18 protein-coding genes, 3 pseudogenes and 2 CRISPR repeat arrays (1 of these 23 cut by a window edge) are annotated in these 26077 nt (G+C 67.4%); of the genes and pseudogenes, 7 read left to right on the forward strand and 14 right to left on the reverse strand.

What is annotated here, in order from left to right; genetic code table 11:
- Window positions 1-235: 235 nt before the first annotated feature.
- The 6 genes and pseudogenes from dnaE to OHB13_RS38145 all read left to right on the forward strand — a co-directional run bounded on the left by dnaE (window position 236) and on the right by OHB13_RS38145 (window position 8807).
- Complete coding sequence (gene dnaE / locus OHB13_RS38120; protein ID WP_328380636.1) at window positions 236-3826, forward strand: DNA polymerase III subunit alpha; 3591 nt, start codon at window positions 236-238, stop codon at window positions 3824-3826.
- A 232-nt stretch (window positions 3827-4058) separates the two neighbouring features.
- Window positions 4059-5282: a hypothetical protein gene (locus OHB13_RS38125; protein WP_328380638.1), complete on the forward strand. Its 1224-nt coding sequence runs from the start codon at window positions 4059-4061 to the stop codon at window positions 5280-5282.
- A 404-nt stretch (window positions 5283-5686) separates the two neighbouring features.
- Window positions 5687-6049: pseudogene (locus OHB13_RS38130) on the forward strand (Mu transposase domain-containing protein); the annotation flags it as partial.
- A 153-nt stretch (window positions 6050-6202) separates the two neighbouring features.
- Window positions 6203-7177 (forward strand): hypothetical protein, encoded by a 975-nt coding sequence (locus OHB13_RS38135; RefSeq protein WP_328380640.1) that lies wholly within the window; start codon window positions 6203-6205, stop codon window positions 7175-7177.
- 315 nt (window positions 7178-7492) lie between these two features.
- Window positions 7493-7912 carry a hypothetical protein gene (locus OHB13_RS38140; protein ID WP_328380642.1) on the forward strand — a complete coding sequence of 140 codons (420 nt, stop codon included), beginning with the start codon at window positions 7493-7495 and terminating at the stop codon, window positions 7910-7912.
- A 346-nt stretch (window positions 7913-8258) separates the two neighbouring features.
- Entirely contained in the window at window positions 8259-8807 is a 549-nt protein-coding gene (locus OHB13_RS38145; protein ID WP_328380644.1) for a hypothetical protein, read from the forward strand.
- Window positions 8808-9006: 199 nt separating this feature from the next.
- On the opposite strand, the gene OHB13_RS38150 is transcribed toward OHB13_RS38145, so the two are convergent.
- From OHB13_RS38150 to OHB13_RS38175, 6 genes and pseudogenes are all read right to left on the reverse strand, one after another.
- Window positions 9007-9858 (reverse strand): hypothetical protein, encoded by an 852-nt coding sequence (locus OHB13_RS38150; RefSeq protein WP_328380646.1) that lies wholly within the window; start codon window positions 9856-9858, stop codon window positions 9007-9009.
- Window positions 9859-10253: 395 nt separating this feature from the next.
- Window positions 10254-10775, reverse strand: coding sequence for a hypothetical protein (locus tag OHB13_RS38155; protein ID WP_328380647.1), 522 nt, complete (start codon window positions 10773-10775; stop codon window positions 10254-10256).
- Window positions 10776-11394: 619 nt separating this feature from the next.
- Window positions 11395-12015: a hypothetical protein gene (locus tag OHB13_RS38160; RefSeq protein ID WP_328380649.1), complete on the reverse strand. Its 621-nt coding sequence runs from the start codon at window positions 12013-12015 to the stop codon at window positions 11395-11397.
- A 142-nt stretch (window positions 12016-12157) separates the two neighbouring features.
- Window positions 12158-13066 carry a NucA/NucB deoxyribonuclease domain-containing protein gene (locus OHB13_RS38165; RefSeq protein ID WP_328380650.1) on the reverse strand — a complete coding sequence of 303 codons (909 nt, stop codon included), beginning with the start codon at window positions 13064-13066 and terminating at the stop codon, window positions 12158-12160.
- 344 nt (window positions 13067-13410) lie between these two features.
- Window positions 13411-13974, reverse strand: coding sequence for a Uma2 family endonuclease (locus tag OHB13_RS38170; protein ID WP_328380652.1), 564 nt, complete (start codon window positions 13972-13974; stop codon window positions 13411-13413).
- Window positions 13975-14363: 389 nt separating this feature from the next.
- A pseudogene (locus OHB13_RS38175) lies at window positions 14364-15130 on the reverse strand (transposase).
- A 410-nt stretch (window positions 15131-15540) separates the two neighbouring features.
- Here OHB13_RS38175 and OHB13_RS38180 point away from each other — a divergent pair.
- A pseudogene (locus tag OHB13_RS38180) lies at window positions 15541-15757 on the forward strand (IS3 family transposase); the annotation flags it as partial.
- Window positions 15758-15771: 14 nt separating this feature from the next.
- Window positions 15772-16227: direct repeats of the CRISPR family, unit length 29 nt; unit sequence GGGACCATCCCCGCGGGCGCGGGGAGCAG.
- A gap of 90 nt (window positions 16228-16317) precedes the next feature.
- Here the strand turns inward: OHB13_RS38180 and cas2e are convergent.
- From cas2e to cas3, 8 genes are read right to left on the reverse strand one after another with little or no spacing between them, the layout of a single operon-like run.
- Entirely contained in the window at window positions 16318-16665 is a 348-nt protein-coding gene (gene cas2e, locus OHB13_RS38185) for a type I-E CRISPR-associated endoribonuclease Cas2e (protein ID WP_328335828.1), read from the reverse strand.
- The gene (cas1e, locus tag OHB13_RS38190; protein ID WP_328380654.1) at window positions 16662-17615 is read right to left on the reverse strand and encodes a type I-E CRISPR-associated endonuclease Cas1e; all 954 of its coding nucleotides are present in this window, start codon (window positions 17613-17615) and stop codon (window positions 16662-16664) included. The genes cas2e and cas1e overlap by 4 nt, the downstream gene beginning before the upstream one ends.
- Window positions 17612-18403 (reverse strand): type I-E CRISPR-associated protein Cas6/Cse3/CasE, encoded by a 792-nt coding sequence (cas6e, locus tag OHB13_RS38195; RefSeq protein ID WP_328380656.1) that lies wholly within the window; start codon window positions 18401-18403, stop codon window positions 17612-17614. The genes cas1e and cas6e overlap by 4 nt, the downstream gene beginning before the upstream one ends.
- Window positions 18403-19146, reverse strand: a complete 744-nt coding sequence (cas5e, locus tag OHB13_RS38200) for a type I-E CRISPR-associated protein Cas5/CasD (protein WP_328380658.1) — start codon at window positions 19144-19146, stop codon at window positions 18403-18405. Before cas5e ends, cas6e begins: the two co-directional genes overlap by 1 nt.
- A complete protein-coding gene (gene cas7e / locus OHB13_RS38205; RefSeq protein WP_328380660.1) occupies window positions 19143-20336 on the reverse strand; it encodes a type I-E CRISPR-associated protein Cas7/Cse4/CasC in 1194 nt (397 codons plus the stop codon). Before cas7e ends, cas5e begins: the two co-directional genes overlap by 4 nt.
- The gene (gene casB / locus OHB13_RS38210; protein ID WP_328380662.1) at window positions 20333-21031 is read right to left on the reverse strand and encodes a type I-E CRISPR-associated protein Cse2/CasB; all 699 of its coding nucleotides are present in this window, start codon (window positions 21029-21031) and stop codon (window positions 20333-20335) included. Before casB ends, cas7e begins: the two co-directional genes overlap by 4 nt.
- Window positions 21028-22719, reverse strand: a complete 1692-nt coding sequence (casA, locus tag OHB13_RS38215; protein ID WP_328380664.1) for a type I-E CRISPR-associated protein Cse1/CasA — start codon at window positions 22717-22719, stop codon at window positions 21028-21030. Before casA ends, casB begins: the two co-directional genes overlap by 4 nt.
- A gap of 1 nt (window position 22720) precedes the next feature.
- On the reverse strand, window positions 22721-25630 hold the full coding sequence (cas3, locus tag OHB13_RS38220) for a CRISPR-associated helicase Cas3' (RefSeq protein ID WP_328380666.1): 2910 nt from the start codon (window positions 25628-25630) through the stop codon (window positions 22721-22723).
- 222 nt (window positions 25631-25852) lie between these two features.
- Window positions 25853-26077: a CRISPR direct-repeat array (repeat unit 29 nt; unit sequence CTGCTCCCCGCGCCCGCGGGGATGGTCCC); it runs 414 nt beyond the window's last position.

Consider the following 26077-nt stretch of genomic DNA (forward strand, 5'->3'; position numbering starts at 1 on the left):
TCAGCGGGACGGGATTTCATGGTTCCGCTCGCTCCCCGTGGCGCGGCTGCGGGCTGCGGGGCGGGGCACATGGCGGGTGCTGTCAGGGACTGGTCGGAGACTTTCCGTGATAGTCCGTGGTCACGGAATCAGGGATGTTTCTGTCCGTCGAGGGGCGGGAGGAGACCGGCGTTTCGGATGGGGTCCGAGGACTAGGGTGGGGGCTTCCCACGACCTGCCCGGAGGTGCCTGCCCGGTGGCTGACAGCTTTGTTCACCTGCACAATCACACGGAATATTCGATGCTCGACGGGGCCCAGCGGCTGGGTCCGATGTTCGAGGAGGTCGCGCGTCAGAGCATGCCGGCGATCGCGATGAGCGATCACGGCAACATGTTCGGGGCCTACGAGTTCCAGCAGGTGGCGAAGAAGCATCCGGGCGTGAAGCCGATCATCGGGATCGAGGCGTACGTCGCCCCCTCGTCCCGGCGCTCCCGGAAGCAGGAGTTCTGGGGGCCCGGTGGTGTGCGGGCCATGTCGGACGACGGCGAAGGGTCAAAGGACGTCTCGGGCGGCGGCCGCTTCACCCACATGACGATGTGGGCGCAGAACGTCCAGGGTCTGCGGAACCTGTTCTACATGTCGACCGAGGCCTCCTACACGGGCCAGTTCCCGTCCGGGAAGCCGCGGATGGACATGGAGCTGATCTCCGAGCACGCCGAGGGGATCATCGCGACGACCGGCTGCCCCTCGGGTGCGATCCAGACCCGGCTGCGCCTGAACCAGTACGACGAGGCCCGCAAAGTCGCCTCCGAGTACCAGGACATCCTCGGCAAGGAGAACTACTTCCTGGAACTGATGGACCACGGCCTGGACCTGGAGCGCAACGTCCGCACCGACCTGCTGCGCCTGGCGAAGGACCTGGACATCCCGCTGCTGGCCACCAACGACGCCCACTACGTCCTGGAGGAGCACGCGGACGCGCACGACAACCTCCTGTGCATCGGGGTCGGCAAGAACAAGGACGACCCGGACCGGTTCCGGTTCAGCGGCAGCGGCTACTACCTCAAGACCGCGGCCGAGATGCGCAATCTGTTCTCCGAGCTTCCCGAAGCATGCGACAACACCCTGCTCATCGCGGAGCGCATCGAGTCCTACGAAGAGGTCTTCGCCCCCGAAGACGAGATGCCGCAGTTCCCGGACGTCCCCGAGGGCGAGACCCAGGAGTCGTGGCTGCGCAAGGACGTCCTCAAGGGCTTGGAGATGCGCTACGGCTCCCCGATCCCTGACCAGGTCATGGAACGGTTCGAGACCGAGATGACGGTCATCGGCCCGATGGGCTTCTCCTCCTACTTCCTCGTCGTCGCGGACATCGTCCAGCACGCCCGCGACAACAAGATCCCCGTCGGTCCCGGCCGTGGATCGGCGACCGGCTCGATCGTCGCCTACGCCACCCGCATCACCGAGCTGTGCCCCCTGGAGCATGGCCTGCTCTTCGAGCGGTTCCTGAATCCCGAGCGCATCAACCCGCCCGACGTCGACCTCGACTTCGACGACCGCCAGCGCGACGCGATGGTGCGCTACGTCGTCGAGAAGTACGGGGACGAGTTCACGGCGATGGTGAACACCTTCGGCAAGCTGAAGGCCAAGAACGCGATCAAGGACACCTCGCGGATCCTCGGCTACCCCTTCTCGCACGGCGAGCGGATCACCAAGGCTCTGCCGCCGGACGTGATGGGCAAGTCGATCCCGATCTCCGGGATCTTCGACTCCTCGCACCCGCGCAACGGTGAGGCCGGCGAAATCCGCGGCCTCTACGAGAACGAACCGGACGTCAAGAAGGTCGTCGACGGCGCCAAAGGCGTCGAGGGCCTGATCCGGGGCACCGGCGTCCACGCGGCCGCCGTCATCCTCTCCAAGACACGGCTCACCGACCGGATCCCGCTCCACATGCGCGCCAAGGACGGCGTGAAGATCACCGGCTTCGACTACCCCTCGTGTGAGGACATGGGGCTGGTCAAGATGGACTTCCTGGGCCTGAGGAACCTGGGCGTCATCGATCACGCGATCCAGAACATCCGCGAGAACCGCGGGGTCAACCTGACGACCGACACCGTTCCCCTCGACGGCTCCCAGGCCATCCCCCTGGACGACAAAACCACCTTCGATCTCCTGGCCCGCGGCGACACCTTCGGCGTCTTCCAGCTCGACGGCGGCGGCATGCGCACCCTCCTCAAGCTCATGGAACCCTCCCGCTTCGAAGACATCGCAGCCGCCCTCGCCCTCTACCGCCCCGGCCCCATGGCAGCCAACGCCCACACCAACTACGCGCACCGCAAAACCGGCCGCCAGGAAATCGCCCCGATCCACCCCGAACTCAAGGACGCCCTCGAACCGATCCTCGGCAACACCTTCCACCTGCTCGTCTACCAAGAGCAGATCATGGCCATCGCCCGGGAACTCGCCGGATACACCCTGGGCGGCGCCGACCTGCTGCGCCGGGCGATGGGCAAGAAGAAGCCCGAGGTGCTGGCCGCCGAATGGGACAAATTCCATGCCGGCATGCAGGGAAACCAATACTCCGAAGAGTCCATCAAGGCCCTGTGGGACGTCATGCTTCCCTTCTCGGGATACGCGTTCAACAAGTCCCACACCGCCGGATACGGGCTCGTCTCCTACTGGACCGCCTATCTCAAGGCCAACTACCCGGCCGAGTACATGGCCGCCCTCCTGACCTCCGTCGGCGACGACAAGGACAAGGCCGCGATCTACCTGGCCGACGCCCGCAAGCTCGGCGTCCAGGTTCTGCAGCCGGACATCAACGAGTCCGTCGCGAACTTCACCGCCATCGGCGACGACGTCCGCTTCGGTCTGCGCTCGGTCCGCAACGTCGGCGACAACGTCATTGAGTCCCTCGTCGCCAGCCGCAAGGCCAAAGGCAAATTCGTCTCCTTCGCCGACTTCCTCGACAAGGCGGACCTGCCGGCACTGAACAAACGCGCCGTCGAGTCCCTCATCAAGGCCGGGTCCTTCGACTCGCTCCACCACTCCCGCAAGGGCCTGTGCGCGATCCACGAACCCGCCATTGCCTCCGTCATCCCGGTCAAGAAAGCAGCCGCCTTCGGCCAGGACGACCTCTTCGCCGACCTCGGCGCAGGCAACAGCGAAGAGCCGGTGCTCGGGCTGGACTTCCCCGTCGCGGAAGGTGAATGGCCCAGGAAACAGCTCCTGGCCAGCGAGCGCGAGATGCTCGGCCTGTACGTCTCCGCACACCCCCTGGACGGCACCGAGCACATCCTCTCCCGACACCGCGACACCACGATCAGCGAACTCCTGGGATCCGGGCGCACCGAAGGCGTCGTGCGCCTGTCCGGCCTGATCACCGGTGTCGACCGCCGCATGACCAAACAGAGCAGCCCGTGGGCGATCGTCACCCTCGCCGACCGGGACGGTGAGATGGAAGTCTTGTACTTTCCCGCCTCCTACAACCTCGTCCAGCACGCACTGATCGAGGACAGCGTGGTCTCCGTCGAGGGCAGGCTCAACGACAGGGACGGGGCGGTCAGCATCTTCGGCCAGGAGCTCCAGGTCCTGGACGTGTCCTCCGCCGAACACGGCGGCCGGCCCCCCGTCCAGCTGTCGTTCCTCTCCCACAAGGTGAACGAGCCCACCGTCAGGAAACTCAAGAGCATCCTGTCCGCACACAAGGGCGAGAGCCCTGTACGCCTGCAGATCCGCGCCCCGCAGAAAACCGTCGTCTACGAACTGGGCTTCGAAGTCGACCCGACGTCCGTCGCCTCCGACATCAAGGGCACCTTCGGCCCCGGCGTATGGATGGGCGTCGCCTAGAGGAAGCCCGGGCACCGTCTTCGGGTCGCGGCCCGTCGGGAATGGATGATTCCCCTCACGTAGTGCCCGCCCACCCACACCACGGTCACCGCCGCCGCCACCCCGACACCCTCTGACTCTTGATTGGTTGCACTCAGTTGTCGGGAGTGACCTTGGGTGACGGTACCCGAGCGTTGTCAGACCCTCCCCGTACCGTTATGAGTCCTACTCGTGGCGGCTGTGGGGAGTACCAATGGACGACGACCTCCAGATCGACAGCGACGAAGACCTCTACCGCAACCCTGTCTACTACGAACCGGCCGGCCGGAACCTCGACCTGGACCGGGCAGACCTAGGCGTCCCGCACGGCCAGGGTCTCCTCGACGTCCTCATCCGTATGCGCGGCCGTGTGCCCGTCGACAAGCGAGGCCTCATCTGCCCCGACTGCCGGGACCTCCGCGGCCGGCGCGTCTCCATGTACCTCGTCCAGCGCGACAACGTGTGGCTCGCCTCTCACTACCGGAAGCCCGGGGAGAAACCCATCAGTCACGAGTCCGACGAGCACCTCGCCCGAAAGGAACGCGTCGCGAAGGACTCCGAAGACCACGGTTTCCCCGCCGAGATTGAGTCTCAGACTCCCGACGGGAACGCGCGCCTCGATGTGCGCATCACCGGCGCCAACGGCATCGTCCTGGGCTACGAACCGCAGCTGAGCGCCCAGACCGCCCGCGGAATGCGTGCACGGGAAGGGTTTCGTCGGCGTGGCGGTATCCAGTCGGTCTGGGACTTCGCCGACCCTGACCACTCAGGCATCGGCACCGTGCCCTACGTCCGCACCCCTAACCTGCCGGCCTCCGTCATTCGCGTGCAGAAGAACCCGATCGCGATCCGGGATGGCAACTTCGTCTTGGAGGAGGGCCAGTGCACTCAGAGCGGTGCGCTTACCCGGTGCCCGGACAAGCCCTATAACCCGGAGAACCCCACCGACGCCGGATACTGCGGAGGCTGGCACCGCCTCCTCGTCCCCGCCCACCAGTCGAGCGCCTTCACCGGAGAAGGCGGCTTGACCCTCACCCGGTTCATCGTCGAAGCCGCGGCCGGCGAGCGGATCCCGTTTCAGCGAGGGGGTCACCACGGGTGGCTCCCCGCGCAGCAGTGGCAGAAGTACCTCGACGCGAACGGGCCCAGCCCGGATAAGAAAGAGAGTCAGGCAGCGGTACGGCACGGTGATCGGCGCGACAAGTGCACCGAGGACCGCCCGGCCTCGGATGTACGACCCAAGCCGACGCAGAAACGCGGAAGCCGCTCGATCGTCCTCGAGTCCCGCCCCCGGGATTCCGAGGCAGCGCGAGTGCCGGTCGACGCGTCCGGAAGGGCGATCCCCCTCTGTCGCTTCGGCTGCGGTCAGCCCGCAAGCCTCCCCGGTCCCGAAGGACTGCCCGAGCACTTCTCGTGCCGCAGGAAGCACGAGGCGTGATCTACAGGCTGCCGCTGGCATGCCCTTCCCATCGTGTAGACCCCGGTGCGGCGCCGCGCTGTGTCCATCCAGATGGGCGACCCGTTTGACCAACTCGCCGTCATGTTCGCCCGGTGATCCCGTTCACCTCCAGGACCACCCCACGGGCCTGACCAGGAACCCACACACGTCCTGATCTGCCCCGCTATGCGATTGGATGGGCCCTCTTCAGTTCATCCGGTCCAAGCGCGATTCAGGACGCACGATGCCCGTCGTGGAACGCTGGTGAGCCCAGCGGCGCCCGGGAGGAGCTGGCTGGCCCCCGTTTCAGCACAGGAGGTGCCGCCCCGGAGTGCTGAAGGGATCGTCGCCGGTGTGACCGGGTCGCCGGCTCGCGATGTCGCGCCTGCCACAGCTCGTCGGTCCGGCTGTTCACGCCACGGGTCGACCGCTACAGCCAGATCGCCGTCCGGACCAACCGGTACTCGGTCCCGACCCGTCTGATCGGCAAGCGGGTACGCGTCGTTCTGCACGCCTCCCACCTGGTGGTTAACGACCGGAACGTCGAAGTCGCCCGGCACAAGAGGCTGATCGCGAAGGGCAGCTGCCGACTGGACCTGGACCACTACCTCGAAGCCCTCATCCGCAAGCCCGGCGCCTTCCCCGGCGCCACGGCACTCGAACAGGCCCGGTCCGCAGGCAAATTCACCCCGGTCCACGACGCCTGGTGGGCACAGGCCCGCAAGATCCACGGCGAGCGAGACGGCACCCGGGCACTGATCGAGGTTGGGACCGCCCCGGCGGCCGTTGCATTCCAGGACCTCCTGGAGTGGCACAAAATCCGGACGAGCCTAGTTGTCGATGAACTCCCCACCCGGGCCTCATTACGCTGCGTATGTTGAGCTCAGCACCCAGGCAACTAGAAGCAGAACGAGGCAGCTATGGCTGACGCTGACGCGCAAAAGAGACACATCCACTACCCCCCAGTCCCAAACGGAATCGACTACCTGCGCGATGTCATCGACCGACTCGCCCGTGAAAGTGGCGAGCCGAGCGAGCGTGACCTCAAGTACGCCGTCCTCCACCTCCAAGCGGCCGCCGAAGTGCTTCTCAAGGCCCGCCTGCGTGAGGAGCACTGGAGCCTTGTCATCTCAAAGGCCGAGAAGACGAACCGTAAGAAGTTCGAGAAGGGTGAGTTCGAAAGCGCCACCAACAACGAGACCGTCCGTCGCCTCGTCGAAGCCGTCGGCCTCGACATCAGTGCGGACGACAAGAAGACGCTGCTCGACCTAGCGACCACTCGGAACCAGCTCCAGCACTGGGGCATCACCGAAGAGGCCAACGCCGTACTCACACGTGCAGCCGACGTGCTCGACTTCCTGATCCGCTTCCTGGACCAGCACCTCCTGCCCGACCTCGACGCCGACGACGAGGCCGCCATTGCGGACGATCTGGAAGAGATCCGGACCGGATTGACGCGCATAGCGAGCTACGTCACCAGCCGCATGGAGCGGCTCAAGGAGAACGACCTCAAAGGACACGAAGACCGAACTGTTTCCTGTCCTGACTGCCAGCAGTTGGCCTTGATCGTCGATGGAGACACGAACAGCTGTCTTTTCTGTCCCCGCGACTGGACAGACCCGCTAGAGCTGGCCAGCACGTACGACAACGCCTTCGGTTACTCCCCGGCACCCGGAGACCCCTACGAGGACACCCTCGTGGACTGCCCGGACTGCGACACGCCAACGCTCGTCCTGGAAGCCGAGACAGTCACCAGCGGCGGATCGGTCCCCCTCTGCTTCAACTGCGCTGAAGTACAGGACGACCTGCAGGACTGCATGCAGTGCGGGCGGCTCTACAGGCCTACGGACGAGGAAAGTATCTGCTCCGAATGCTTCGCTGGCCTGGCTGAGTGAGAAGCGCCTCTCGCGTGATACCCCGGGAGTCAAGGGGGCGGTGGGCCATAGACCCTCTGCCGTACAGCCAGCGCAGCGGTCCGGCCGGCGGCGTCTCCCAATAGGCCTGGAAGCACTGCTCGCCGGGGTGTGTCCCGGCCTGCACACTCCTCCCGCACGTGCCTTCCCGGTGGTTGCAGGAGTTGGACAGCAAACCGCCGTATCAAGTGCTGCCGATGCCGCATAACCATCCCCCTTGCCCAGGACGTCAACGAACTGAACGCGGAGTGGCAGCGGCGTTTCTCCCAAAATGGTGGGGACCCTCGCCTGCTCTCGGTGCGCCGAGGACACACACTGGCGCTGCACCACGTCCAGCGCCACGGCCACGGCCCGCGCCTGCGCGTCCTGGTCGCGGCCCACTGTGACGAGAACCCGGACGCTCCATGGCCGGACGAGTGGCTGAGCGGCGCCGTGCAGCGCCTGGCGGACGAGGGCTGGCTGCACCTCGACGACGGAAACCGCTGGTACCGCACCCGCCCGGGAATCACCTACCAGCGCCGCATCGCCCGTGAGCAGATCCCGGCAGCGGGCCAACTGACGACACCTCCGGCGCAGAAGACCAACCAGCAAACAGCCGCCCAACCGCCGCTGCGGGCACGCCGATCATCCGTACCCAGCGACACCCAAGACGACCGGCTGAGCAGCTTGTGGCTGATCCCTGGCGCGGAGGCAGTGCTGGGACCCCGCCCTCGCTGAGTCCCGGCAGCGGGCAGTCGCCTGCGATCGAAGCAGTGTCCCGTTCAACCGGACCTGGGCTCGGGCGCGCCTGGGCGGCGGTACCCATTGGTGACCAGTGCCCAGTCAGCCACAGCTGTTTCTGGGCCGTGACCCATTACTTGGGCGCCCGCACCGCACGCTGTCAGGTGAAGGAGCTGGGTCCGCTCTGGGACGTTCCAGGGCGAGGATGAAGGCCTGGACGCCCTGCGCGGCCGCCGGCCGCCTCCGGCCGAGGCGTGTTGGGTGTCGTGTTGACGAGATACGCGTGTACGCCAAGCGGGTGAGGCAGCGGTGACCGCCCGCGCAAGGATCTGTTGAACGCTGCATGCCGTCCTCACGCCGCCGCCATTCACCGCGGCCACCAGTCGTCAACCGCCCCCACGCCCCGCTGACCTGCGAGTTCGCCGCCGACCCGGCCATGTGCCATCACGCCTACCAGGTCGCAATCGACTTCGGCTTTGTGGCTGTCGACGCGATCTCCGACCTCCTCCCCCAGGGGGAGTCCCTCGCCTTGGCCAAGCGCATGGGGTTCTGCGACTGCGGCCGACTCACCATTGATGACAACGACCTCACCCGCAGCGCCCTGAGCACCGTGGCAGCCGCCAACATGACCGCCTGCCAGGCCCTGGTACTCGCCGCGACCGACTACGCCCACCGAACTTTCGGATGTGCCGGGCTCAGCGCCCTGATCCACGAGCTCGCCGAAGGCCACAGGGCGACCTTCGAGCCCCCCGCCCTGACAGCGCTCCTGGGCCGCGTCCATACGGCCCACCAGGCAGAACATGGCCACGCCGGTCACAGCCGAGTCCCCGACGCGGTGATGTGGCCGAGCACCGCCGCATCCTCTATGCCCGAGCTCATCCTGCATTCCTGACCCTCCCGACCGTGCCGTGTGCTGCGCCGGGAGCCACGGCCGCAGCACACGGGATCTTCCCCGCACACCATGCCGGCGCTGACCCCGGGCGGGCCGGGAAACACAGAAGCCTGCGGGATCGGTCGAGGTGGAGGACGACCGCATCATGCCCGGGGGACCGCCCCGACGTCAGCCGGTTGGGCAGCACCCGACGGGGGCGTCACGCGCTCCCGGACGGGGCGAGACGAGCCCACCACACCCGCAGCAGCATCGGCGGGTGGCTGCGCAACGCCAGAAGCGCGGCCCACAGCCGTCGCACCAGAGGAATTTGGCGGGTATCGGCCAGGTCCTGCTTCCAGGCCGCGACCGCGACGCGGCGGCCGCAGTGGCGTGCGGCCTCGCGGTCACAGGCCAGCTCAGTCCACCACTGGTAGCCGATGCCGACGGCGGTGAGGACGGCCAGAACGAGGAGGGCCTGGGCTAGCGGCAGGAGCCCGGCGCACAGCACGATCAGGGCGGCGCGGAGCGTCGTGGTGCCCAGGCGGGCCCGTGCATCATTGCGGCGAAGGTGCGCAAGCTCGTGCTCCAGGATGTAGGGCAGGACGTTGCTGCGGTCGGGAAACAGCCAGAAGTACCCCAGGTCGACATGACCGCCGCGTCCGGAGCGGGTCGATGCCGCTTCGTGCCACAGGCCGATCCGACCGCCGGTCACGGCCAGCGAGACGTGCTCCAGGTCTGATGCGCGGATGAAGTCCTGCACCCGGTCCTCGACTTGGCGCATCTGTCCGACCATGAACTCAGTGTCCGGGTCGATCGGGCCGCCCCTGTGCACCGGGCCGTCGGGGCGCAGGCGGGCGTGCCAGGTCATGTCTTGGCTCACCAGACCGGACCAGATCGCATTGCTCAGAGACAAGCCGGCCAGGAACCACCAGATCGCGGCGGTAATGACCGCGGCCGCCACGACGCCGCCGACAGCGGGCGGATGCTGCCAGCACACGGCCGCTACCCCGCATGCCATCACCGTCAGCGTGGCTCGTGCCAACCACCCGTACGACACCTTCTCCAAGCCCATGGTATGGACCGTACCGGCAGGGCTGTCACCTCGTGACGGATCGCTCTCCCGTGCAACCCTGCAATGTGTGTACCTGCTGGAATGCCGTGTGAGGCGCACAGTCGGCGGAGTTGCTGCGGGTCAGAACGCCATGGAGGCCCGCGACTTCGGGATCTCTACTGACCGGGCCTGCCTGGAGATCGAGCACGTCTTATACGACGCCGCCGTGCTGCGGCACACGATCACCGTCGACTTCAGCGGCCAGCCGTGCGTCATCCGGCACGCGCCCACCCCCGAGGAGCTCGCGCGCCCCGAGGAGCCGGCCCTACCCCCGGCCCTTCCTGCCGATCGGCGGATCGAGCCGGCGCGGACGGTCGGTGCCGGCCGCGCTCTTCCCGTACGGGGTCGCCCTGTGGTCATCCGGCTCCCTCTTCGGGAGCCTGATGCTGCACCTGGCTTCGAGCCGTGATCCGTGCCCGCTTGGTCTCCTCGCGCTGCTGCAAGGTGCCCTGGCGCTCCTGAGACTCGATCTCCAGGCGCTTGGTCTCCGCGTCCAGTGCGTTCCTTCTCCGCTGAGTAGTGGCCTCGATCTGCGCCTTCGCGATGGCCGCGGCCGCCGTGAAGCTGGCTGCCACCGTGCCTCCCGTGATCAGTTCGTCAAAGATCGCCGGCTCGGAAGAGCGTTGGACGGCTGCCCGGGCGGACTCGACGCTGGTGTCCAGGTCGGGAAGAGGACGCGCGGGGAGTTGGAATTGGGGGCAGACGAAACCAGGCTCGGGGCTGGCGAAGTCGAAGCCGAAGCCGAAGTCGAAGCCGCACGCTTCGCAGTACCGGCCCGTTCGCGTCGTGGCGCAGTCCGGGCAGAAGCCATCCGGGCCGTCGTCGGCCCCAGGTGGCCGCTTCGGCACCTGCGGCTCGGGCGGCGATGGCATCGTCACACCGCACTCATCGCAAAAGTCATCTGAGAGTGACCGGTGGCCAGTTGGGCACGTGGGCATATCAGCAGGGTAGCCCCGGCACGCAGCGAGAACCGCGGGCTTCAGTGTGAACGTCCCCTCGGCTCCATCGCCGAGTTCGAGCACGCCCCTCCTTGAAAGCCGGCCTCCTCGGCTCGGGCCCGGAGCAGCGCGGCGGCCTCGCTCGCCGCAACCTGGCGGCGACGCTGGACGCGGACCGGGCCCATCGGAGCCGGTGCATCATCCGGCACCGCGGGCGGCTCGGGGAAGGCCCTGCAGCTGAGCTCGCGCATCGCCCTGTTCTGCCGCTCCACCCCCTCCGCGATGCCCGGGGCCATCCGTGGCGGCGGCACGGCCTGGCCGTGCGCCTCGATCGCACGGCGATATCCGTCCGGCGGAGTCCGGCGCTGCACCGGCACGGCGGGCGCCGCCGGTTGTGGAGCCGCGGCAACCGACACGGCCGGGCCGGCCTTCGTGGGCGCCAGGACGTGTAGGGAGCGGACGTTCGCGCCGGGCACATGATGCCTGGAACGGGCGGCGGGTGTCTGGGGCGGCCGCCGGCACCCCGGGATCGCGGGACGGATACGGCCGGGTGTCGGGGTTACGCGGGGCTGTCGGTGCCGTCCGGGGTGTCAGCGTTCAGTTCGGTGTGCTGCGGGGTGAGGTGCTTGTACTGGTCCGGGGTGGGCGGCAGCGCCGCGTGGTCCGTCTCCGCGGCTTTTGTCTCGGCGTACTTATCGGTGTCGGCCGTACGACTTCGACGGCCGGCCTGGTCGGTGAGCCGGTGCCGGATCTCGGCTGTCCTCGGGGCGGCCCAAATCTGGACGAGGTGCTCTTCCAGGACCGTGTCGCCCTCATCCGCGTAGATATCGCCGGCGGCGGCTGCCGCGTCCCGGCCGCGTGCGTGGACCCGGAACCTCCACCACTGGTGCTCCTCCGGATCTCCGAGGAGGGGCACCTCGTCCAGGTCGTCGGAGAGGGGATCGCCCACCAGGGGGCCCTCGGCCGGGAAGTACAGACTGACCTCGACGACCTCGTCCCAGCCTTCGCAGTCCAGCGGCGGCTCGACGCCGGTCACATCGAAAACGACATCGACGTCGCCATAGGAGGTACCGGTCAGGACCGAGGCGTAGGTCGATTCGTCATTGACACGGACCAACCCATTACCTTCGAGCCTGTCGTCGATGTCCTGCTCCGGTGCCTCGGCATCCGTGTCGAACATGACGTACTGATGATGCGAAACCCGTACTCGGCTTGGCCCCTGAACCGCCATCACTCCCCGATCCTCCACCTCGGACACCATGCTGCGGTCCCACACACCCGAACCGGTGAGTGGGACCGCAGCATGAAACACGCGCGTCGCGTCAGACCGCGACCCAGAAGCCATCCTTGTCCATGACGCGCTCCTGCTTGTAGAAGCCGATGATCCGGCCCCCCTGCTTGTCCTGTTCCGTGGCCGGGACCATGGCAATGCCACGGCTGGCTGCCGGCAGCGCCGTGCCGCCTTCGTAGGTCCTGGCGAACGGGTACTCATCGCAGGACTTGCCAGGTACAGGCTTCGCCTTTCCGCAGACAGCCCGCCGGTTCGCGTTCGCCTTCGCATCGCTGGTGAGTCGGCGCAGCGGGTGCCCGGAGCCGGGCTTGCCGTAGTGCCCGCCCTTGCCCTGGATCCTGCGGATGTTCTTCGCGATGTCGGGCAGGGTGCTCATGGTCGTCAGGGTGGGTTTGTACTTCGGGAAGACGCAGCCGGGGCTCAGGATGCGGCGGGTGTTGGCCGCGTTCCAGAAGGAGTCGTCGCAGCGGAATCCCAGTGAGGAATACGAGAAACTTCCCAGGGTGTAGCCGGGCTTGCTGAACGTGAAGGTGTACTTGGCCGCGCTGCTGTGGATCTTGTTCTTCTTGACCCCGTCGCTGTAGTCGACCTTGCCCGAGAAGGCAGCCCCCAGCGTGTGGCTGGAGACGTGGCTGGTCGCCTTGCACGGGCTGCCGCAGGAGACCGATGTCGCCATCCGGATACCGCTGGCACTACCGGCGATCGCCGCCTTGCTGACGCGTGTGGTCTCCGACCACTTCAGCGACTTCTTGTTGAGCGTCATCTCGTGGCTGATCGTGAACGTCGCCCGCCCGACCTCCTTGCCGTTACGCAGCACCTGGACACTCGCCTGAGAGGTCTGGCACGCCACGCTCCGGTTGTAGACAACCGCGTTGACCCTGCACGTGGCGCCGGCGGCCGCGCCGGCACTGGCAGCCATGGCCGCCGGGCTCTGCGTCACCTTCAGCTCATTGTGGGCCGGGTCGGCCTGAGCCGCCCCCATACATGTACCCGCAACAGCCAGCGCCACGGCAGCGGTCACAGCCGTACGCATTCGTCCGAACAACAAAGTACTTCCCCCTCGCCGTCGTACCACTCAGGCACCCTGTGCACCCGTCATGACGACAGCGCGACGAAACTACGGCCGATCACTCCACCACACCCTGCCCATCCCGCCCAAACGACGAAATACCGCACGGGAATGGCCGATTCCTCTCACCTGCAGCAGAACGCACTCACCGCTCCCGAACGGGAGAGCACCCGGATCGCGAGACTCATTTCCGTTGTACAGCTACCGGCTCAAACTCAGGCCGGCGATAGGCCGCTAGTGTCCAGGTCCAGGTTGAACGGGTCCGGCAGTCGTACCACCGCACCGAACGGGTGCGGGCCGTCAACGCGGGTGTAGCCCAGGTGTCCGGGCTCGGAGAACAGGGTGATGCTGCCCTCGATCCGGTCGACGAGGAGGTAGAGCGGGGCCCGGTACTCGGCATACCGGCGCCGCTTCACGATCCGGTCGGATTCAGCGTTCGACTCCGACGTCACTTCCACGACGAGGAAAGTCTGATCGGGGAGCAGCGCCCCGCCGCCCCTGGCAAGTTCCTCAGGAACGACGGCGATATCGGGCACGTACCAGTTCGACGACCCGGGCAAGTCCAGGTTCCCGGACCCTTCAACACATCCGAGTTCGTCAACACGGTCCTCGAGCTGGCGGCGTACTACTCGGGCGGCCCGCTCGTGGTCCCAGGTCGGTGACACGGGCTCAATGATCCCCTCGATGATCTGGACACGGTCCCCGCGGATGTGCTGGACGGCGTATTTGAGCGCGCGTTCGGAATCGATGCCGTACGTGTAGTCGGGTGCGCTCGTCATCCCGCGTCTCCTCCTACTCAGCCAGTCCTGACAACTCAGGGTAGCGGCCAAGCACCCGTATCTGGGTTCAACCTCTACAAGGGCCGTGACGCGCACCGCCCCATCGCAACATACCGAGCGCCAGACCAGCCTGTGCGAGACCGTTGGTGGTGGTCGCCGCGGCGCAGCGACCACGCGGTGCGAGGCGAGCCGCGCGACGGTAGCCCTCGCACCCGGTCTCTCTGGTCTTGCTGGAGCGGCGGGGCCGGTCTGCCGCTCCAGCGTCGTCGAGTTCCGCCGCCAGCGCGGGTCGTAGTAATGGCGATCGCGTTGCGATACCGGCTAAGACCTGTCCCGTAAATGATCTCTGCCTGGTGTGGGCGTGGACGGTGACCAGCCCGACCGCTCGTCTATCCGGCGAGGTTGAGGTTGTGCAGGCGGGCGATTCCGAGCATGGCGTGGTGGATGCCATCGCCCTTGAGGCGGCAGTCGCGGAGGATCTTCCAGGTCTTCATACGGGCGAAGACGTGCTCGACGCGGGCGCGGACCTGTTTGTGGGACTTGTTGTGGGCGTGTTTCCAGTCGGGCAGTTCCTCGCCCTTGCGGCGCCGGTGTGGCATCACCAGCCCGGTGCCCGGATAGCCACCGTCGGCGATCGTCATGGTCTTACCGACGGCGGCCTTCGCGCCGGACTCCTCCCACGCCTTGCAGTCGTTGCGGTTGCCGGGCAGAGGCCGGCCGACCACCACAACGAGCCGAGTGTTAGCGTCGATAACGACCTGGTGGTTCGTGGAGTACCGGTAGTTCTTGGACTGCTCGGCGATGGTGTGGTCGCGGGTGGGCACCAGGGTGCCGTCCACGATGAGCACGGTGTTCTTACGGAACCGCTTGCGGGGCCGCAGCGCGAGCGACGACCGAGGTGATCGATGATGCGGTCAGCCGCGGACTTCGAAATACCGAAGAGCGGGGCAAGCTGGCGCAACGTCAAGTTCGTTCGCCAGTACGCCGCTACCAGCAGCACCCGGTCCTCCAGCGGAAGAGACCACGGGCGGCCCTTGCGCACCGGATCCGCACCCTCGCGGCGCAGCGCAGTCACCAACTTGCCGAAGATACGCGGGCTCAGCCCCGTGAACGGGGCTATCCAAGACGGCTCCGACGCCGTGATCACACCAGCCACAGCAAGATCATCTCACCTGTGACCAGCAGTTACGGGACAGGTCTTAGGACTTGTCCCGCCGCCGTAGGGTGCGCGCATGACACACGAGACCCAGCGGCTCGTTCAGGGCGGCGATTGCCGCGGAGGTGCTACTCCTCGACCCTGACGTGCGTGCTTCGCCAGCTCTGGTCTCGGAGCTTCCGGACCCGAAGTTCACCGAAATCGCAGCGTCGGGACGACGCTGGGACGCAACATCGATTCTCACGGTGACGCTGGTTCGGTGGTCCCGGAGTCCCCTGTGGCGGCCAACGAGATGGTCGGTGCTGAGCACGGCCCCGACGATGCGGGTGCTGGGCCACCCGCCAGGCTTCCGTCACGAGCTTGGCTGCCGGCCCATCCGTTCATCGCCGGGGAACGCACAGGTGTACCCACCCACGTCGGCCGCCCGGCAGGTGGCCGACGGCCGCCTGGCCGCCCGGATACGGGCGGTGCACCAGGAATCGGACGGCACCTACGGAGCCCCCGAGGATCACCGTCGAGCTCCGCGAGACGAACGGTGAGGCGGTCAACCACAAGCGGGTCGCCAGGATCATGCGGGAGTCCGGGATCGAAGGGGTCCGGTTGCGCCGCCGGCACCGCACCACCGTCAACGCCGCCGGCCCGGGACCATCCCCGCGGGCGCGGGGAGCAGCGCAGCGGTGCGGGCTGCTCGTTGATGTGCTGGGGACCATCCCCGCGGGCGCGGGGAGCAGTCACCTCCGGATCAGGGCCTGAGACCGAACCCGGGACCATCCCCGCGGGCGCGGGGAGCAGACGGCGGCGGCGATGCCGAGAGCTGGGATGAGGGGACCATCCCCGTGGGCGCGGGGAGCAGATCTTCGGCGGGAGCGCCTTGACCTTGGCGTCGGGACCATCCCCGCGGGCGCGGGGAGCAGTGGTTGAGCGGGACGGGGACGCGTGGACGCTGGGGACCATCCCCGCGGGCGCGGGGAGCAGCGCGCGGGGTTCTTCAGTTCGCTGCCGACCGGGGGACCATCCCCGCGGGCGCGGGGAGCAGTATCCCCCCTTGATCTGGTCGAACTCATCGACGGGACCATCCCCGCGGGCGCGGGGAGCAGACTGCGCGACCTGCGGTTTAGCCAGCCGCAGCGCTTCTTTCCGAGTAGTTTGACCGACTCCGACATACCGGGATGGAGTTGCAAAACTTCTCATCTAGCACCGAATCGCCTCCGTTTTGCGATCTTGCTCCATGTTTTCGGTCCTGGGGAGGGCGATTTGGCTTGAGCGCCCGGGCGGTGGATCAGTGTCAGGCCCTCATGGTCAGTCGGACGCCATGCGTGGTCGTGCGTACGAAAGGTGAAGCCTTGTTCATTGTTCGAGGTGTGGGCGAGTAGGGCTCGGCCTTGGCCCGCGTATTGCTGGACTTCGTTCCAAAGCACGTCGCGGATGCGGGCTGAGGGGTTGCCGATGAAGACACCCGCCGAGATTTCGAGGAGCCAGCGGGTGAGGAATCCCCGAAGCCCGGGCGGGCAGTTGGTGAGGACGATGACGGTCACCAGGTGACCGTTTCATCGGTTCCGTAGTTGACACCGGCTGCTACCTGGTGGCCTTGGTCGCTCTGGAGCGTGACTCGGTCGAGTTCGTCTTCTCCTGCGCTTGGTCTGTCGGGCAACAGCAGCTGTTTGATGTCGTTCACGCAGCGATCCAGGAGTCCGGTCGAATGGATGCGGTCGCGCAGTCCGCGGCGAGTGCGCTGGCCGACGTCCTGCTCGTCCTCGGCTGCGATGTCGAACGCGAGGGGAATACCGATTTCGGTTTTGTAGAGGTCGGCAACGTCCAGGACGAAGGACAGTTCGTGACCGGAGTGGACGAAGCCGAGTCCGGGGCTGCATCCGAGGGAGGCGACAACAGCGTGAGCGATGCCGTACATGCACTGCGCCGCAGCGGTGATCGCCTGGTTGACGGGATCACCGCTGCTGAAGTCGCCGGGTGTGTACTTTCTTCCCCGCCAACGGACTCCGGTACGCGCGGCCTGGGTTCGATAGCAGTCTTTGACACGGTCCCCTTCGCGGCCGAGGAACTGGTGGCGGGTCAGGCCTGCGGGGTCTTCGTCGGGGAAGCGGAGGCGGTACATGGCGCGGGCCACAGCGAGGCGGCTGCGCATGTTGGCCCACTGAGTGGCCTGGGCTTCGACGAGCGTGGCTGAGCGGCTCAGGGCTCTGCCGCCGGCGTAGTAGCGGACGCCGTGTTCTCCGACCCAGGCAACCGCGGCTCCGCTCTCCCCGAGGACGCTCATCGCCTGGTGGGTGATGCGGGTGCCGGGGCCGAGCAGGAGAGTTCCGATGGTGGCGGAGGGGATGTGTGTGGTGCCGTCGGCATCCTCGGCGGTGATCGCGTTGGAGTCGCGGTGGATGGTGCAGCGTTCCAGGTAGATGAAGGAGACGCGTTCCGCGGTGCGGGTGAGATGCCGCGGCGTGAGAGCGCCCCGTTTACCGACCGTTGTCACCTGTCCTCTCCCCTGACCCGGGGGGATGTCTGAACGGGGGCGAGAGTCATGAGCCCGCAGCCGTAGGCCTTGGCGCGGCCGAGGCCCTGGGTGAGGGTGCGGCGCAGTGCCTCGGGGTCGGTGACTTCGAGGCGCCCGTCGAAGGTCACGGTCACGACTTTCACCTGGTGGGCCGACCTGCTGTCGCGGGACTTGTTGAACGACAGTGCCCGTTCGTCTCGTACGGCCAGCTCGTAGCGGTCGCCGTGATGCGGATGGTTCTTGTGGGTGGTGCCGCCGGGCAGGAGCCGCTGGGTCTGAGGCTTTTCGACGACACGGAACCCGGCTCGTTCCTGGCGTTCGGGGTCGAGGAGCCAGCCCCTCTGGTGGACGGGTGTGATGTGGGCGGTGCGTTTGGTCGGCTCGCCGTCCTTGCGGCGGATGTGGTGCACCGGGTTGGCCGTGAGCCTGAACTCCCAGAGTCCGCCCGGCGTGAGGCGGTCGAGGAGGGGTGCGTACGGGCGGCTCTCCCAGCCGGGTGTGGCTGGGTCAAGGGCGGCAGCCGGCCACCCCGCCTGTTCCACGAGGTGGGTCAGGTCGGGCCGCCCCGGGCTGACGACGTAGAGGAAGACTTCGGCCCGCGCGTTGTGATCGAGGCGCCACAGCACCCGCGGGCCGGCTTCGGTGCCGCTGGTCGGCAGCAGGCCGGGAAAGGAAGCCATGACCGCCGCGTGCAGCGACTGCGGTGACGACAGGAGCCGGCGGGCTCCGGGGCGCGCGGTATTCACGCGGAAGCGAGTCAGATACATCAGTGGGTTTCCTCCTCCACCGCATCGAACGGATCATGCCGAGGCACACAGCGCGCGGCGGCCCAGCCCCGGTGCGCCGCTGCATACGGATTGGGGACCTGAACCGTCGCCGTGATCACGGAGCGCAGCGCGTGCCGCCGATGCGCGGCAGCGAAACTGAGGGGCTGGTCCCTCAGCGTGTCGCCGTGCTGCTCGTCCGCTTGTGGCTCGCGCAGCACGGTCAGGGACACGGCGTCATCGCGGCGGCGCGCCTTCTGATACCAGCTGGACGCGTGCCAGGGTTCGTCGCTCAGGGCCTCGTGGAGGCCGGTGTCGCGGATGCCGAGCTCTACGGGGAGGGCCGGTGGGCAGGAGCGCCGGCCGAGGAAGAGCGGATACACCGGGGCGCGCAGTGCGCTGTACAGGTCGTCCAGGAGGACTGGGTCTCCTTCGAGAGCTGCGACGAACACGGCGTCGGCGAGGTAGAAGCGCTCGGAGAGCGGCATCGATTTACCGGTCACCGCGTGATGGGCGGTCTGGAAGTCCCTGATCCGGGTGCCTGGTTGGTCCAGGCGCACGCCGAAGCGCAGGGCGGCCAGCTGGGCCAGCCTCGTGTCGTCGTCGCGGTCCAGGCCTCGGGCGGCGGCGAGCATGCCGATGACGCCGCTCTTGGTGGGGGCGGACTCGGTGGTGCGGCGCACGAAGCGCGCTGAGGCCCCCCACGCCTGCAGGGGGCCGGCCAGCCGCAGGAGCAGGACGCTCATGCGGGCTTGTCGAGACGCTCGGCAACGGTGCGGCCGACCGACTCGACCAGGTCCCCCAGACGCTCCGCCTCCGTGCCGAGCCCGGAGAGCTTCTCCGTGTTCGGGCCGACCCGCAGAACCCAGGTGACGGTGGACTCGTCGTCCCCGTAGGCGCGCTCCACGTCCGGGATGTACTCGGCCAGGCGCGCGACAGCCTCCCGAAGGTGACCGCTCTCGCCGGTGACGGGGTCCTCGAACGCTGCGACGTAGCTGATGGGCCGGGTGGAGCGGAGTTTGACGACCACCGCGTCGGGCAGGGTGTGGTGCCCGAACGTGTTGATCTTCCCGGTCGGCAAGGACTCGAGGAAGCTCCGCACGAACGCTTCGACCGCCCGCCGTACCGGCGTGGTGCGCTCCTCATCGTCGCGCAGCCCCTCACCGAGGTTCTCGGCGAGCTGGTGGACGCTGAGCGCCGCATAGCGGTAGAGGGTGGCCGAGTTGAAGTCGACGGTCCCGATCATCCCGGCCCCCGTCTCCGCCTCGGTGTTCTCGTCATCGACAGCGGTGTAGTAGTCGGATTCGTTTTCGACGCGGTGAACGCTGATGGCGTGCGCTACCTGAACGGCGGCGTCGACGTTGAAGTCCGCGGAGTCTGCAACCATGCGCCCGAACAGGGCGATATCGACCGAATGGCGGGTGTCAGCGATCTCCTTCGCGCGGGCCTTGTTGCCCTTGTCCTTGAAGAATCCCTTGATGTCCGCGGCACCTTCGATGGCCAGGGAAGCGAGGCCGTCGAGCTGACGGGCGCTGAGGAACATCAGATACTTCGACTCCGGCGCGGGCTGTTCAGCCGTGTCCTTGGCCGCATCCGCCTTCCTCTGGGGCACCACCATCTTGGAGCCCGTGGCCCCCTGGATGACTTCCGCCGCCAGCTGCAGCACCTCAGCCCCCTCAAGGTCAGGGGAAAGGGCCGTGATCCGAGCGGCGAGTACCTCGGCAACCTTCTTCGTACGCACACCGAGCTCGTTGGGGTTCAGAAGATTCTCGGCACTGAAGTACGTCCTGGTGGCCCGCTTCCATGCCTGGCTCGAGACGCGGGCACGGGGCACTCCCCCATAGACAGCAGACTTCGGCGCACCGGTGTCGTCCCGGTTGAGATTGCTGGGCGGCACCGTCTGCAGTGCGTGCACGTCGAGGAAAATACGGTTCACGAGGCGTCCTTGTCCGTGAGGTCGGTGAGGTGATCTGAGGCCGGTGTGCCGGTGCCGGCTTTCTGGGACGGCCGGTAGGAGTGGAACGACCGGCCCCATTCGCGGCGTACGGCATCGCGGCCGCCCGGCTCCTGCCACTGGTAGAGCTGTCCGGCCAACAGGGCGTAGTCAAGGGGGATGTCCCCGCCGTGCAGCAGCACGACGATGTCCCGCAGGCGCTGCGACAGCACGGTCAGGCCGGGCGCGGTCCCAGCGCGCACGAGCCTTTTGCGGACCGCCTCTCCTGCTTCGTTCGTGTCGCCGGCCCTCGTCGGGGGCATCAGCGCGCGCACACCAGCCCCCAGCCCCCGAGGCGAACCGGGGGCCTGCGCCCGGTGCATGGCCGTGCCGCGGGACTGCTGGTGCAGCGCCCACAGCGTCACAGCCACGTGCAGTGCGTCCTCCGCGCGAGTCAACTCTGCCTCGCTCAGCGGCCACAGCCCCTCCCCCGGCGTGGTGTGGAGGCCGCCGGTGTCAACAAGGCCCCAGAGGTCCGGTACCTGGGAAAATTCCTTGCCCGCACCGCGGCGCAGCCGTGCCAGCGCCCCGACAGTGAAGGACTGGTCGCCCAGGTAGCCGCGTTGCAGCGGGACAATGAGTTCCCCGGTCAGAGCTTCGACGCGCTGACGAGGAGTGGACAGGGCCTGGGTGGTCATACGGGCACCTTCGAAGAAGAGGCGGACCCCGGCGCGGGGCCGGCGCCCGGCTGCGGGCCGGCACTGAACGGGCTGCTGAGTGCCTTGTCAAGACGGAAGCGGAACCGTTGGTCGGCGAGGGCTGAGTTGAGCCATTCGGGGCCGTTCTTCGCTTCCACCACCCGGCCCTCCCAGGCAGCGTCGCCCGCCTGAGCGATGAGTTCCTCACTCAGATGGCGAAGGATCCGCAAGGTGCTCTTCTGCCATTGGGTCCGGTGGGCTGTGGGATCCTCGGCGGTCGCGAGTTCTGTCAGCCAGGTGCGGTAGGGGGCGTCGAGGGCGTCGAAGCCAAGAGCGCGTGCGGCAGACCGTCGCCCCTCAGTCTCACTGCCCGCTGCACGGGCAAGATCGGTGGCCAGGTCACCCAGTGCTGTAACGGCACGCTCCGCGTCGGATACCGCGTCGATGGCTTCACGTGCGTACTCGCGGTCCTCCCGGTGCAGGAGAACAACGGACATGACCAGGCGGTCGTCAACAATCTCGTCCACCACAGACTGCTGGGTCCCGTAGACACACCCCACGACCCGGGTACGGATGAGGTATCCGCGCGGCAACTCGCCTACGCTCACCAGCTTCGCGATCCACTCCAGGACCCCCGGCCTCAGCACCTTCGCGGCCTCGCCGCTATGCCCCGCCTCAGCACGCCCCACGACCAGAGCCTCGAGACCGCGCCACGCGGAGCGGCTCGGATCATGCTCGCGCGGCATGTAGACGAGCGCCTCACCCCGCTTCTTCTCCTGAGCGGCACTCCGACGCCAGGCGGTCATCGGCTCGTCGGTGTGCATGTTGTGCGGCCCAAGCGGATCGCCGTAGCCCAGGACAACGCCGTGCACCCCACCGGCATCGAAGTGAAACCGCACCCGACGCGTCTGCCAGGTGTACAAGTCCCGCACACCCGAAGGGCGCCGATGCACTCCGGGGCCCGGGCAGCACGGCTCGCGCCGCCAGGCCGGCAGGTCACCCTCACCGAACCGGACCCCGGCAGTGTCCCAGGCCACCAGATTCAGCAGCAGCGTCTCCCGAAGCGTCTGCCCCTCCGCGTACACCCCGCCCAGCGTCCCGGCCCACCCGACCCCGAGCGGATACACCTTGCCGCCCTTGACCCGCTCGTCGCCCTCGATGCCCGTCTTGATCCCGGAAGTGTCATACGCATGCGCGTGGACAACCCAGCGGGCCGCCTCCGCGAACCCGAGCCGGTCCACTGCCGGCATCCGGGAGGTGAAGAACGGCTCATTGTTCGGAACGTCCGCGACGATCCGGTTGAGAGAGAAAACCTCACCGCTCGGCGTGCGCAGCCCTGCGACCTGGAAGAACGGTGCGCTGGGGTGGAGCAGATCGAATCGGTCAAGGTACTCATCGAGGTAGCCCGCCACCGGCTCAAAGCAGTCACCGTCTTCCCATAACCGCGCCCAGTGCTCGGTATCACGTGGACCGTCCAGCGCATCGTGCGCGAGCGCGAGCAGCAGACGGACGAGGGCGAACTCCTGCGTGGGCAGGTCACCCACGACACTGCGGAGCTGACCGGCTTGCTCGAACACCTCCCGCAGGGACAGCTCCTCCTCGACACCATCCATCCGCAGCACCGGCACCCACGGCCGGGCCGTCAGATCGAAAGATAACTCCCCCACAGGGGTGGGCTGTTCGTCCATGTCAGTCACGGATCACCTCAAGACCGTCGCTCTGGCTGTATGTGAGTGAGAAGCCTGCCAGGCGGGTCTGACAATCCATGTCGAGCGCCAGAATGAGCTGTCCGGCAAGCCATGGACAGTCCTTGTTCTGCCACGCCGGCACATACAGCTCCTCGAGTTCCGTGATCGCCCGGTCCATGACCTCCGGCGACGAAAACTGCATCGGCAGACGTAACCCGCAGCCCGCCGCAGCCCGCGCCGCACTCGGATCCGGGACCCGCTCCTGCGGCAGCTCCAGGCCACCCTTGCCACCGGCAAGCCAGGGCAGCGTGCCCAACGACCCGTCCGCACGACGCTGAACGACCACGACCTCCAGGCTCTCCCTGCTGTCACGGACCTGAGCCCGCCCGGCCCGGGTGTCATCCGCATCCCCCGCACCCGCCGCGACCCACCCCACGATCGGATGCCCCACGGGGCCCACCGGCCCCAGCCGGAACACCTCCGCCCGCCCGGCCTGGTCAGCCTGGTGCTTCTCATGACGCCCCAACGCCACATCGAGCGCCGGCGCCCACGCCTCAGGGCCCACCGGCCCCTCCCCGTAAGCGCCCTGGACCAGCGGGCTGATGTCCCCGGGCAGCCGGACCGGCCGGCGCCCGGGACCCTCAAGGTGCGGGAGCAGGACAGCCGCCGCGCGTAGCAGCGCGTACGCCCCGTAGACCGCCACCGACCCCCGCACCGGCACGGGCACAACCCCACTCCAGTCCACACCGGTGACCAAGCACTGCGCCGCACGCAGCCGGGGAGGGCGCTGCGACTGACCTGCACCCCGGTGATGGCGGTGCAACCGCCCCATCCGCTGCAACATCAGATCCACAGGGCACAGATCAGTGACGAGCAGATCGAAATCCACATCCAGTGACTGCTCGGCGACCTGACTGGCGACCACAATGTGCCGCCCCACCGGCCGCCGGCCTGCCGCCTTCTCCGGCGGCCCGAAACGGTCCAGCAGGTCAGCATCCTTCGCCGCACGGTCCACATCCACGAAACACGAATGGGCGACCGTCACCGCCTCGGGACCGAACCGCTCCCGCAAGAACCGCCCCGTCTCCAGGACCCGCCGAACCGTGTTCCGCACGACCAGCACACAGCCACCACCAGCAAGCTCAGCCTCCAGCCGCCCGGCCAGAACCTCCTCACCGTCCTCCAGCGACTCCAACCGCACCTCGCCACCACGCGACGACGCCTGCGGACTCTCCACGACCGGACTTGTCTGCCCCGCAGCAACAGCAGTGATCAGCGGATACTCAACAGCCTCGGACAACACCTCAAAACCAGCAGCACCATCGACGCCGGCGTACGCCTGAGCCAACTCCCTACGACGGGCCGCGGGAAGCGTCGCCGACAACACCACCACCGGAACCCGGTACGCACCCAGCCACGACAGGACCCGGTCCAGATACACGCTCATATACGTGTCGTAAGCATGCGCTTCGTCAATCACCAAGACCTTCCCCGCCACCGCAAGATGACGCAACGCCAAGTGGCGACTCTTGAGCCCCGCGAAAAGCAACTGATCCACGGTCCCGGCAACGAACGACGACAGCATCGCCTTCTTACGCCCCCGCAGCCACGCATGAGCAACCAACTCCGCCGGAGCGCTCCCCTTCGCCTCACCCGGCCGCCACTGCTGCTCCCCACCGTCCACATCGACGGCGGCGACCGTCTGCCGGCCGGCACGCATCAAGCCGGCAAAAAGATCATTGAGCGCTGCTTTCGAGTGCGCGAGCAGAACAGAGCGCCGAACACCCTGCTCCTCCCCCGGAAGACAATCCAGCCAGTGCAGCAGCCGCGGGAACATCGCGTTGCCTGTCGCCATCGTCGGCAACGCGAAGAACACACCACCCGCACCCGAACGAGCCGCGAAAATCTCCGCAACCGCAAGCGCCGCTTCCGTCTTCCCCTCCCCCATCGGCGCCTCGATCACCAGCAGGCCGGCCTCGGGCATATCGGCCGCCACTCGCGCCGCAGCCTCCTGCACCGGCCTCACCTTCGCCCCCGCCGGCAGCTCAAAACGCGACACGAACAACTCCTGCACATCCCCTGGAGGATCCTGAGCACGCCACGGCGGCGGCAACCTCAACCCCCGCCAGGCCGCCGCCACCCTCTCCTCGCCGCTACGGGATTCCTGCGGAAAATACGGAAACAGATCCGGATTACTGGCAACCCAGTCAGCAACGATCACTATCGCGGTCAACAACACCTGCACCGGCTGGGGCAATACCACCGCCCGCCACACGCCCAGGCGCTCCCGCACCGCGTACTCGTCCGCGCAGGCATCCAGCAACTCCTCCTGCACCCGACGCCACAACGCCCGGCTCGGACCAGGCGTCCGCAACAGGTAAGGCCGGTCGAACAGGTCGTTCAACTGGCCATACTCGGGCGCCACTCCGTGATGGCCACCCGGCACCACCGCGAACTGCCCCGACTGCTTGACAGCCCAGCCGTGCCGCTCCTCCAGCCACTCCGCCAACAGCACCTGCCCGGCCAGGCCATGAGGAGCTATCCGACGATCTGGCCCGAACTGCCGATGGGTCCGCATCTCCAGGCCCTGGTCCCGCATACGATCGGCAAGCTGGTCCACCTGGCAGGCAAACGCCGGCGTCGCCTTCCCGATGTCATGAACCGCGGTCAGCCACACCACCAACCGGCGGGCATCCGCCAACCCACCCGGTAGAGCCTCCGCCACCAGCCCCCGCACATTCGCAGGCAACCAGTGGTCCCACAACAACCCAGCCACAGCGCCGCTGTCTGCCATGTGCCGCCACAGCGGCAGCCATCCCTCCGCATCCCGGTCATGCTTAGCCCACACCGAACGCGCCGGTCCCGTGAGCCGACCCCCAAGCCCCGCCCCGGGCTCCCCCTCAGCCGTCATGAGAGATAGATAGCAGGTAAATCAGACGTCAATACGGCCTTATGCAGAAAACGACCCAGCAAACGACACCGGACCTCGCTCACGAAGGCCGTATCATCCGGCCCTGAACGGCCCCACAACACAACAGATTAGCAACAAATGATCGTAATATACGCTATGCCGGAATTCTTGAAACTGCTCAAGAACAGCACCTCGCGAAGATAACGTCGCACGTCAGACAGTCTGCTCCCCGCGCCCGCGGGGATGGTCCCATACGGGCACCCAGCCGGTCCTCACATCCACGCTGCTCCCCGCGCCCGCGGGGATGGTCCCGCAACAGGCCCCGCCTCATGGCGGGGCCCGCACTGCTCCCCGCGCCCGCGGGGATGGTCCTACCAGCCGCAGAGAGCTGCTTTTGCAGCTCAGCTGCTCCCCGCGCCCGCGGGGATGGTCCCCTGGTGCCAGGCG

It is taken from the genome of Streptomyces sp. NBC_00440 (genome assembly GCF_036014215.1).
In the GTDB taxonomy this organism is placed as follows: Bacteria; Actinomycetota; Actinomycetes; order Streptomycetales; family Streptomycetaceae; genus Streptomyces.

Coding starts and splice junctions, on each gene's coding strand:
- OHB13_RS38145 (WP_328380644.1), top strand. CDS start 8,259: ATGCCGTCCTCACGCCGCCGCCATTCACCGCGGCCACCAGTCGTCAAC.
- casB (WP_328380662.1), bottom strand. CDS start 21,031: ATGACCACCCAGGCCCTGTCCACTCCTCGTCAGCGCGTCGAAGCTCTG.
- OHB13_RS38125 (WP_328380638.1), top strand. CDS start 4,059: ATGGACGACGACCTCCAGATCGACAGCGACGAAGACCTCTACCGCAAC.
- OHB13_RS38150 (WP_328380646.1), bottom strand. CDS start 9,858: ATGGGCTTGGAGAAGGTGTCGTACGGGTGGTTGGCACGAGCCACGCTG.
- OHB13_RS38135 (WP_328380640.1), top strand. CDS start 6,203: ATGGCTGACGCTGACGCGCAAAAGAGACACATCCACTACCCCCCAGTC.
- cas6e (WP_328380656.1), bottom strand. CDS start 18,403: ATGTATCTGACTCGCTTCCGCGTGAATACCGCGCGCCCCGGAGCCCGC.
- cas5e (WP_328380658.1), bottom strand. CDS start 19,146: ATGAGCGTCCTGCTCCTGCGGCTGGCCGGCCCCCTGCAGGCGTGGGGG.
- OHB13_RS38170 (WP_328380652.1), bottom strand. CDS start 13,974: ATGACGAGCGCACCCGACTACACGTACGGCATCGATTCCGAACGCGCG.
- OHB13_RS38160 (WP_328380649.1), bottom strand. CDS start 12,015: ATGTTCGACACGGATGCCGAGGCACCGGAGCAGGACATCGACGACAGG.
- casA (WP_328380664.1), bottom strand. CDS start 22,719: ATGGACGAACAGCCCACCCCTGTGGGGGAGTTATCTTTCGATCTGACG.
- cas3 (WP_328380666.1), bottom strand. CDS start 25,630: ATGACGGCTGAGGGGGAGCCCGGGGCGGGGCTTGGGGGTCGGCTCACG.